The organism is Streptomyces sp. ISL-66 (genome assembly GCF_018614135.1).
Taxonomy (GTDB): Bacteria; Actinomycetota; Actinomycetes; order Streptomycetales; family Streptomycetaceae; genus Streptomyces.
This window is the reverse complement of sequence record NZ_JAGGOW010000230.1, coordinates 1-8263: the sequence shown is the minus strand read 5'-3', so window position 1 is coordinate 8263 and position 8263 is coordinate 1. Positions and strand designations below refer to the sequence as shown.

Below are 8263 nucleotides of genomic sequence, written 5' to 3'. Positions count from 1 at the left end.
GTCCAGGCCGTCCACGCCGTGCTCGCACGCGGCGGGGCCCCCGAGTCCCTGGCCCCGCAGGCGGCAGCCGCGCTCGGTGACGACGCCGCTGGGCAGCTCGCCGAGTCGCCCTGGCGGCTGCTCGCCGTCGCCGGCGTCCGCCCGACGCAGGCCGACGGCTTCGCCCGCGCCCTGCTCGGCGCCGAAGCCACCGGCCCCGGGGACGAGCGGCGGGCCGCCGCCCTGCTGGGCTGGCTGCTGGCTCAGGCCGCCGCCAAGGGGCACACCGTCCTCGACGCCCCCACCCTGGAGTCCGCCCTCACCCAGTACGGCGTACCGGACCCCGCCGGGGCGCTGGAGTCCGCCGTCGGCGACGGTGCCGTGCTCGTCTTCGAGGAGCCCGTCGGCCCGCCCGCCGCGGAGGGCGAGGAGCAGCCCGTACGTCTTCTCGTGGGCCTGGAGGGCTCCGCCATGGCCGAGGAGAGCCTCGCCGAGGGCCTGGCCCGGATCGCCAACACCTTCACCGACCCCGCCGACTGGGACAAGCCCGCCGCCAACGCCGCCGCCGGCACCGGCACCCGCACCGGCGCCGAGCTGATCCGCGCCGTCTCCGGCCACGGCCTGGTCACCCACACCGGCGGCGAGGCCGCCCGCGCGGAGCCCTTCGCCCTGCTCGCGGCCGCGCGCAGGGCCGGCTTGCGGGCCTGTCTGGCCGCGCACGCCCCGGCCGACGGCGCGGTCACGGTGGCCGGACTGCTCGCCGGCGCCGAGGGTCCCGGCCGGGACCGGGACGGCCAGTTCGCGCTGGACCTGCTCATCGTCCTCGACGCCCCGCAGCTGGACGTGGAAACGGCCGCGGCGCTGGTGGAGTCCGTCCCCGACGGCGCCCGCCTGGTGCTGTCCGGCGACCCCGCGGTGCTGGGCTCCGCCGGCCCCGGCCGGGTCTTCGCCGATGTACTCGCGGCCCGCGCTTTCCCCCAGCTCGTCTCGCGCGTCCCGGATCCCGGCCCGATCGGCGAACTGGTCTCCGGCATCGGGATCGGGGAGCTGAACCAGGTCGACGCCCCCGGCAAGGAGGTCGTCATCGTCCCGGTGAAGGACGCCGGGGAGGCCGTGCACCGCACCGTGCAGCTGGTCGCCGACTCGGTGCCCCGCGCCTTCGGGATCCCGGCGGACGCGGTCCAGGTCATCACCCCGGGCCACGGCGGCTCGGCGGGCACCCGGGCGCTCAACGCGGCCCTCAAGGAGCGGCTGAACCCGGGCCCCGGCCGGTTCGGCGGCTTCGACCCCGGCGACCGGGTCGTCCACGTGCCCTCCCCCGGGCGGGCGCTGCCGGCCCGCGTGGTGTCGGCGGACGCCCAAGGACTGCACCTGGAAGGGGCCACCGGCGCGCGGACCGTCGTACCCAAGGAACGGGTGGAGTCCCAGGTCCGGCACGGCTGGGCGGTGACCGCCCACCAGGCCGTCGGGGCGCGCTGGCCCGCCGTGGTCGTCGTCCTGCCCGGGGACGCGGCGCAGGCCCTGTCCCGGGACTGGGTGTACACGGCGTTCGGGCGGGCCGCGCGGCACCTGTCGGTGGTGCACGGAGTGGACCAGGCGCTGCCGCGCGCGGTCGCGGAGGTGCCGGCGAAGCCCCGTACGACGCGGCTGACGGCCCTGGTGCGGACGCTCGCCGAATCGGCGCGGGCGCAGGTGCCGGCGCGGCCCGAGTAGCGCGGGGACGCGCCGCGGCCCCCGTCCCGGGCGGGACGGGGGCCGCGGTCCTTTTCGCGGGCCGGCGGGGTCAGGCCGGGGTCAGCCCCGGCTTCTCCGCCTCGTCGTCGGCATCCTCGCCGTCCACGCCGGCCACGCCGTCCACGTCTTCTCCGTCGTCCGTCTCCTCGTCGAAGACCGAGCTGACGTCGAACCGGTGCATCACGTCCTGCGGATCGGTGTGCGCGAAGGGCATGCTCAGCCACTCCCCCGGTTCCGCGATCTCCTCCGAGGCGGTGATCCAGAGCGTCGAGTCGCCCTCCTCCAGGCCGAAGTCCTTGGCGCGGGAGGCGATCTCGTCCGGTTCGTACTCGCCGAAGAGCACGCCGAGCGCGTCGGCGGTGCCCCCGTCTTGGGAGAGCTCGGCTTCACGGTCGTGGGCGACGATCCGCTCGGCCTGGGCGATCAGGCGGGCCGGTTCGACGACGGCGTAGTCGCGGCGGACGAGCACGCTGAAGGCGGCGGGCTCGGCGGGCCCGGTGTACGGGAGCCCGTCCTCGGGAGTGGGGATCTCGAAGGGGGTGACCTCGTCGTAACGGTCGTAGAGGAGTTCGTCGTACTCCTCGGCGGCGGCGGCGAGTTCGTTGAACGCCGCGTAGACGTCCGGATCATCGTCCCCGATCCTGCTCTCGACCGCCGCGAGGTGACGGTCGAGTGCGGCCTTGACCGCCTCGGCGGCGGCGCGTACCTCGGCAACAGTGGGCAGAGCGGCATCAGACATAGTGCAGACGCTATCCGTAGCAGGGCTCTGCCCGCACAATAGATGCGATGCCGGAATACGAATTTGTCGACCTGTACGTGCCCCGAGGGGTGCCGCGCCAGGAAACGACCCGCCTGCTGACCGATCACGCCGAGTACGGGCACTGGGAGCTCGACCGACTGACGCTCCTCCGGGACGGCAGCCGCCGCGTGCGGCTGCGCCGCCGGATCATCCGTCAGGTCCGCGCGACCTGGTGACGTGGACCCCGGAGCCGGGACCGGGACCCGCACCGGGGACCACGTCGCCATGCGTGCCCGTCAGGCCGCGTTGCGCGCCCGGCGGTAGAGCACGGCGCCCGCCAGCAGCATGCCCGCGGCGAGGGGCACTCCGGCGGTGAGGGTGTCACCGGCCCCGGTCGCGGCCAGGCCCCCCGTCGGGGTCGAGCCGGTCCCCTGCGCGGGGTGCGCGACGGACACGACCGGCACGGTGCCGGGCCCGCGGGTTGCGTTCCCACCGGGCCCGCCGGGGGTTGCGTTGTCACCGGATCCGCTCCCGGTCCCGTGATCGCCGGACCCGGCCTGCGTCCCGGTGTCACCAGGCCCAGGCTGGCCCGGAGTCCCGTGATCGCCCGGGGTTCCCTGGTCACCGGGCCCGCCCGGGTGGGGGTTCGGGTGGCCGGGGTGGTTCGGTTGCTCGTCCTCGTCACACGGCTCGTCCGGGTTTCGCGGATGGCTCGGGTGCTCGGGGTGGGTCGGGTGTTCCGGGTGTTCCGGGTGACTCTGGTGCTCGGGGTGGCTCTGGTGTCCGGGGCGGCCCGAGACGTTGGCGCAGCGGTTGCCGAAGGCCGGATTCAGGGCCCCCACCACGTTCACCGTGTTCCCGCAGGCGTTCACCGGTGTGTCCACGGGTGCCTCGAGGGCGTTCCCGGACAGCAGGCCGGGCGAGTGCGCGGCGTGGCCGGAGGCCGTGGAGTCGGCCTGCGCGTGGCCGCCGCCGAACGCGAGCAGACCCCCCGCGGCCGCCATGGTGATCAACGTCTTCTTGCCGGTGACCTGTGCCTGTCGTCGCATCTGTACTTCGTCCCCTGGTGTGCGTAGTGCGCGCGCAGGCACGCGCACGGCGGGTCGGCGCACCGGCCGCACGGCCGCACGGGCTCTCCTGCCCGGTGCGCCGAAAGATCGTGGTCGGGCCGTAAAAGCCCGGCGGCCCCGGAGCGCTGGTATGCGCTCCGGGGCCCAGAACTTCAGAGGCGTCAGGCGTTGACGCAGGTGTTGCCGAAAGCCGGGTTCAGCAGGCCGATCACGGAGATCGTGTTGCCGCAGACGTTCACGGGGACGTGAACGGGAACCTGGATGACGTTGCCGGACGCGACACCGGGCGAACCGATGGCCGCACCCTGGGCACCCGCGTCGGCGACGGCGAGACCCGCACCCGCGAGAATCAGACCACCGGTAGCAGCCGCCGCAGCGACAACCTTCTTGAGCATTGTTCCTCCTAGTAGGCAAGTGCGGTCCCAGCCGCGGACCGCACCACCTGTAACGAGGAGGGATCACCAGGGCTACGAGCGTATGAGCGCATTCACTCTTCTCAGTGGATTTCGCACACCTTCCCGATTCCCGGGCGCCCGGCTCGTCCCGTTCGCCTCGGGACTCCTCCCGGGACTCCTCTCAGGACTCGTCGATGAACCGGTCGAGCACGCGCACGCCGAACTTCAGGCCTTCCACCGGCACCCGCTCGTCCACGCCGTGGAACATGCCGGCGAAATCCAGCTCCGGCGGCAGCTGGAGCGGCGCGAAGCCGAAGCAGCGGATGCCGAGGTCGTCGAAGGACTTGGCGTCCGTACCGCCGGAGAGCATGTACGGGACGGCGCGCGCGATCGGGTCGTGCGCCTTCAGGGCGGTCTGCATCGCGTCCACGAGCTTGCCGTCGAAGTCGGTCTCCAGCGCCTTGTCCGCGTGGACGTCCTCCCGCTTCACGCGGGGGCCCAGGATCCGGTCGAGGTCGGTGAAGAACTCCTCCTCGTAGCCCGGCAGGAAGCGGCCGTCCACATGGGCGGTGGCCTGCCCGGGGATGACGTTGACCTTGTAGCCCGCGCCGAGCATCGTCGGGGCGGCCGAGTTGCGCAGGGTCGCGCCGACCATCTTGGCGATGCCGCCGAGCTTGGCGAGAGTGGCGTCCATGTCGTCCGGGTCGAGCGGGGTGCCCAGCGCGTCCGAGAGTTCGTCCAGGAAGCCCCGCACGGTCTTGGTGACGCGTACCGGCCACGTGTGGCGGCCCAGGCGTCCGACGGCTTCGCACAGCTCGGTGATGGCGTTGTCGTTGTTGGTCATCGACCCGTGGCCGGCGGTTCCCTCCACCGTCAGGCGCATCCAGTGCATGCCCTTCTGGGCGGTCTCGACCAGGTACAGCCGCAGGTTCTCGTTCACGGTGAAGGAGAAGCCGCCGACCTCGCCGATCGCCTCGGTGACCCCCTCGAAGAGCCCGGGGTGCTTGTCGACGAGGTGCCGGGCGCCGTAGATGCCGCCCGCCTCCTCGTCGGCGAGGAAGGCCAGCACGATGTCACGGGGAGGCTTGCGGCCGCTGCGCATGCGGTCGCGGACGACGGCCAGCGTCATCGCGTCCATGTCCTTCATGTCGACGGCGCCGCGGCCCCACAGGCAGCCGTCGGCGATCTCGCCGGCGAAGGGGTCGTAGGTCCAATCCGCGGCGTTGGCCGGGACCACGTCGGTGTGCCCGTGGATCAGCAGGGCGGGCCGCGAGGGGTCCTCGCCCTCGATCCGCGCCACGGTCGAGGCGCGGCCCTTGTGCGATTCGAAGATCTGCGGCTCCAGCCCGACCTCGGCGAGCTGCTCGGCGACCCACTCGGCCGCCTTGCGTTCGCCGGGTCCGGAGTGGTCGCCGTAGTTGCTGGTGTCGATCCGGATGAGGTCCCGGCAGAGGTCGACGACCTCGTCCTCGCCGGATACGGTCCTGCCCGCGCTCGAGTCGCTCACGCTGCTTCCTCCCACTGACCACTGATCGGTATCGAACTGCCCCCATCCTCCCGCTCCGGACCGCTCCGCCCAAGGGGATCTCCGGCCGCCGGGGGGTGTGATCGAGGGCCCCGGAATGTTTGGTAATGTTTTCCACGTCGGAACGGCCCGCGAGGGACGCGAGACAGACACCTTGTCCGGGTGGCGGAATGGCAGACGCGCTAGCTTGAGGTGCTAGTGCCCTTTATCGGGCGTGGGGGTTCAAGTCCCCCCTCGGACACCAGCTGAGACCCCACTTCACGTGGGGTTTTTTGCTTTTCCAGGCTCTGGCGTGACCAACAGCCGAGCGAATCCCCAGGTCAGACCAGGGATGACAGGCCGAGTCGGCCCGCTCCGGAGGCGGCGAGCTTCCGCGCTCCGTCCTTACGTGAGTGCCCGTACCGGGCCGTCGTGTAGCCCGGTGCTGGTCAGCGCTTGTCGCCGGAACTGGACGCGGGAAGGGAACCGCGCTGCGGGGTGCTCAGCGCGCGGTCAGTCCTGCCCTGGGCCGCTTCCTGGCAACACACACCACCTCCGGAATCACCTCCGGCGCGGCACTGGTCTACCTGCTGCACGAACAGCAGGAAGCGATCACCGAAACCGAGGCCGGTACGGATCGTCGCCTGTTGGTCTGTGAGGAGGAATGGAGCGAGGTTCTGCGCCGGGTGAAGCGGGATCCGTCGTTCACCACCAAGCTGCGGACCGCTTGGGACGGGGCCACGCTGCGGAACACGACCAAGGAGGGACCCCAGGAGGTCAAGGCCCCCGCCATGGTGCTGCACGCTCACGTGACACCCTCCGACTGGCAGCGGTACGTGGGAGCTTCTGAGGCGGCAGGCGGCTCGTACAACCGCATCCTGCCGTTCCTTCTTGGCTCGGTGTCGATGCTGGATGACGACCGGGTGAGCCTGCCTGAGGTGGACGGTATGGAGCTGTCCGACGCCTACGCCTGGGCCACTGCCCGGCCCCGTGTGATCACCCTCGGGGAAGACGCTCGTCCGCTGTGGCCGATGGTCCGGCGGTACGCGCGCATCCTGGGTGAGACGCTGCCCGAGGCCCAGGCCGTGTTCATCGAGCGGACCGCAGAGCAGACGCTCAGGGTCGCGGCCTGCCTGGCAGCCTCCGAGTGCTCCACCACCATCACGGACGAGATTCTGTCGGCCGCTTTCACTCTCGTTCGCCGCTCTGTTCAGGATGCGGTCCGGATCACCAAAGGGGCTGACGCACAGCGGCAGTCACTCAGCCTGGCGGACAAGGTGAGGGCACGGATCAAGATGCACGGCGGTCGGGCCACGTCCTCTCAGGTCCTGCCCTACGTCGGTGCCAGCGCGAGTGAGGTCAAGGCACTGCCCGGAATCGTCGTCACCATGGACCGGTCCGGGAGGACCGGCCGCCCGGCCACCGTTTTCACACTCCGCAGTGACAGTTCCCAGCACGAGGAGTCAGCGCCGGCGAAGCGGACCGTAATGGAAAGCAACAGAGCGAAGGTCGTCCGCATCGACTCCTTCCGCGCTGCCCCGGCACAGCCCCCGGTCCGTCCGGCCGGACCCACGAGCGAGAACCCGTTCCGCTCACTGCTTTGAGCGCCCGACCTAACCAAGAAAGCCCCGGCCTACCCAGGCCGGGCTCATTCGTTGCTTCGACTATGCCAGCGAGCAGGGCAGTTCGGGACTGGAGCCGTTTGGGAAGCAGGACGCCAGGGCTACCGAGCTAGGCTCGGTAGAGCGAAGGGCGCTCGGCTACCTGGCCAGGGCTGAGACCGTCCACGGTCAGGTTGCCGGTCCACAGGTGGTCTCGGTTGGCGTAGGTGGCTTCGAAGCTGGCGCGCTTCCCACCGGGCTCCACCTTCCAGCCTTGGTCATGGAACTGGGCGACACGGTCGCTGCCACAGACGAACGCTCGGGTTGCCTGGATCAGAATCCACTGTGCGAGTTCGGTGTCCTTGGCTGCGGGCCTGCCACAGGAACGGGCCATCTGCCACAGCCGTGGCCACTCGACACCAGGGGTCAGGGGGCCGATCACGGCCACGTCCCCGATCCGTCGTTCGTCAAGATGGTGTGTGGCGTAGCCGAAGACCGTGCCGAACATCGCGAACACCGTGACCCGACCTCGTCCGGTCAGGCCCTCGTCATTGCTGCTCATCTTTGGAACCCTTGGCTGTGGCGGTCCGGGCGCCTTAGCCACGCCCGGACCGCTTCCGTTCAGTGAGAGTGGATCAGCAGCCGTCGCCGTCACCGCAGCACGCGGGCGGGTTGCAGTCCTTCGCCGCGCCCCACAGGCGGTCGTCCACGTAGAACCCGGCGGCCCTGACGCGGTCCACCACGGAACCGATCAGCGGGCGGGTGCGGACGGTGGCCTTGGGCTCGTGTCCGAGGAAGAACCCGAACTGTTCGTCGCACCACGTGGCGTACGCCTGGGTGTGGAGCACGAACGAGTGCCATCCGGGGTCCACGGCGTCGGACGGGGTCATGTCGAACGCACGGGTGTCGCCCATGACCTTGAGGAAGGCAAGGGCCTGGTCCACGATCCGGCGGGCGGTGGCCAGCTCGTGTCCGTACTCCTCGGCGCAGAACTCCGACACCTTCTCGAACAGCTCGGGACTGACGAGGTCCCGCCCCCGCCGTAGGTCCTGTTTGGAGTTCAGATCATGGGTGTGGTGCGATGCTGCGGAGCCAGAGCATCGCACCACACAGATGCAGGCCGGCCTCGTAGCTCTCTGGTGTCTTGTCGAAGCGGAACGCGATGCCGCGCCAGTTCCGCAGCCGGTTGATGCACCGCTCCACGGTGTTGCGCTCCTTGTACAGCTCCGCGTCGTGGGAAA

At 71.0% G+C, this 8263-nt stretch carries 9 protein-coding genes, 1 tRNA gene and 1 pseudogene; 4 read left to right on the top strand and 7 right to left on the bottom strand.

Annotated features, from left to right (window positions below; genetic code table 11):
• A partial coding sequence (locus J7E97_RS34400; RefSeq protein WP_215035406.1) for an ATP-dependent RecD-like DNA helicase occupies positions 1–1692 on the top strand: 1692 nt, incomplete at its 5' end.
• A 70-nt stretch (positions 1693–1762) separates the two neighbouring features.
• Here the strand turns inward: J7E97_RS34400 and J7E97_RS34395 are convergent.
• The gene (locus J7E97_RS34395) at positions 1763–2452 is read right to left on the bottom strand and encodes a hypothetical protein (RefSeq protein WP_215035405.1); all 690 of its coding nucleotides are present in this window, start codon (positions 2450–2452) and stop codon (positions 1763–1765) included.
• A 47-nt stretch (positions 2453–2499) separates the two neighbouring features.
• Here J7E97_RS34395 and J7E97_RS34390 point away from each other — a divergent pair, with 47 nt between their 5' ends.
• Positions 2500–2688 (top strand): DUF5703 family protein, encoded by a 189-nt coding sequence (locus J7E97_RS34390; RefSeq protein WP_112452273.1) that lies wholly within the window; start codon positions 2500–2502, stop codon positions 2686–2688.
• 60 nt (positions 2689–2748) lie between these two features.
• Here J7E97_RS34390 and J7E97_RS34385 read toward each other — a convergent pair whose 3' ends face one another.
• From J7E97_RS34385 to J7E97_RS34375, 3 genes are all read right to left on the bottom strand, one after another.
• Positions 2749–3501 carry a chaplin gene (locus tag J7E97_RS34385; RefSeq protein WP_251055629.1) on the bottom strand — a complete coding sequence of 251 codons (753 nt, stop codon included), beginning with the start codon at positions 3499–3501 and terminating at the stop codon, positions 2749–2751.
• 182 nt (positions 3502–3683) lie between these two features.
• Positions 3684–3917, bottom strand: coding sequence for a chaplin ChpH (gene chpH, locus J7E97_RS34380; RefSeq protein ID WP_215035403.1), 234 nt, complete (start codon positions 3915–3917; stop codon positions 3684–3686).
• Between the two features lie 181 nt (positions 3918–4098).
• The gene (locus tag J7E97_RS34375) at positions 4099–5424 is read right to left on the bottom strand and encodes a M20/M25/M40 family metallo-hydrolase (RefSeq protein WP_215035401.1); all 1326 of its coding nucleotides are present in this window, start codon (positions 5422–5424) and stop codon (positions 4099–4101) included.
• Positions 5425–5598: 174 nt separating this feature from the next.
• Here J7E97_RS34375 and J7E97_RS34370 point away from each other — a divergent pair.
• Both J7E97_RS34370 and J7E97_RS34365 read left to right on the top strand, forming a co-directional pair.
• Positions 5599–5686: transfer RNA gene (locus tag J7E97_RS34370), tRNA-Leu, on the top strand.
• 148 nt (positions 5687–5834) lie between these two features.
• Complete coding sequence (locus J7E97_RS34365) at positions 5835–7025, top strand: DUF3987 domain-containing protein (RefSeq protein ID WP_215035399.1); 1191 nt, start codon at positions 5835–5837, stop codon at positions 7023–7025.
• Between the two features lie 127 nt (positions 7026–7152).
• On the opposite strand, the gene J7E97_RS34360 is transcribed toward J7E97_RS34365, so the two are convergent.
• From J7E97_RS34360 to J7E97_RS34350, 3 genes and pseudogenes are all read right to left on the bottom strand, one after another.
• Complete coding sequence (locus J7E97_RS34360; protein WP_215035397.1) at positions 7153–7584, bottom strand: hypothetical protein; 432 nt, start codon at positions 7582–7584, stop codon at positions 7153–7155.
• A gap of 73 nt (positions 7585–7657) precedes the next feature.
• Positions 7658–8023 carry a hypothetical protein gene (locus tag J7E97_RS34355; RefSeq protein WP_308346936.1) on the bottom strand — a complete coding sequence of 122 codons (366 nt, stop codon included), beginning with the start codon at positions 8021–8023 and terminating at the stop codon, positions 7658–7660.
• A gap of 64 nt (positions 8024–8087) precedes the next feature.
• Positions 8088–8263: pseudogene (locus tag J7E97_RS34350) on the bottom strand (IS5/IS1182 family transposase); the annotation flags it as partial.

Excerpts from the sequence above, each read along its gene's own strand:
- J7E97_RS34360 (WP_215035397.1), bottom strand. The coding sequence starts at position 7,584 with ATGAGCAGCAATGACGAGGGCCTGACCGGACGAGGTCGGGTCACGGTG.
- chpH (WP_215035403.1), bottom strand. The coding sequence starts at position 3,917 with ATGCTCAAGAAGGTTGTCGCTGCGGCGGCTGCTACCGGTGGTCTGATT.
- J7E97_RS34395 (WP_215035405.1), bottom strand. The coding sequence starts at position 2,452 with ATGTCTGATGCCGCTCTGCCCACTGTTGCCGAGGTACGCGCCGCCGCC.
- J7E97_RS34385 (WP_251055629.1), bottom strand. The coding sequence starts at position 3,501 with ATGCGACGACAGGCACAGGTCACCGGCAAGAAGACGTTGATCACCATG.
- J7E97_RS34390 (WP_112452273.1), top strand. The coding sequence starts at position 2,500 with ATGCCGGAATACGAATTTGTCGACCTGTACGTGCCCCGAGGGGTGCCG.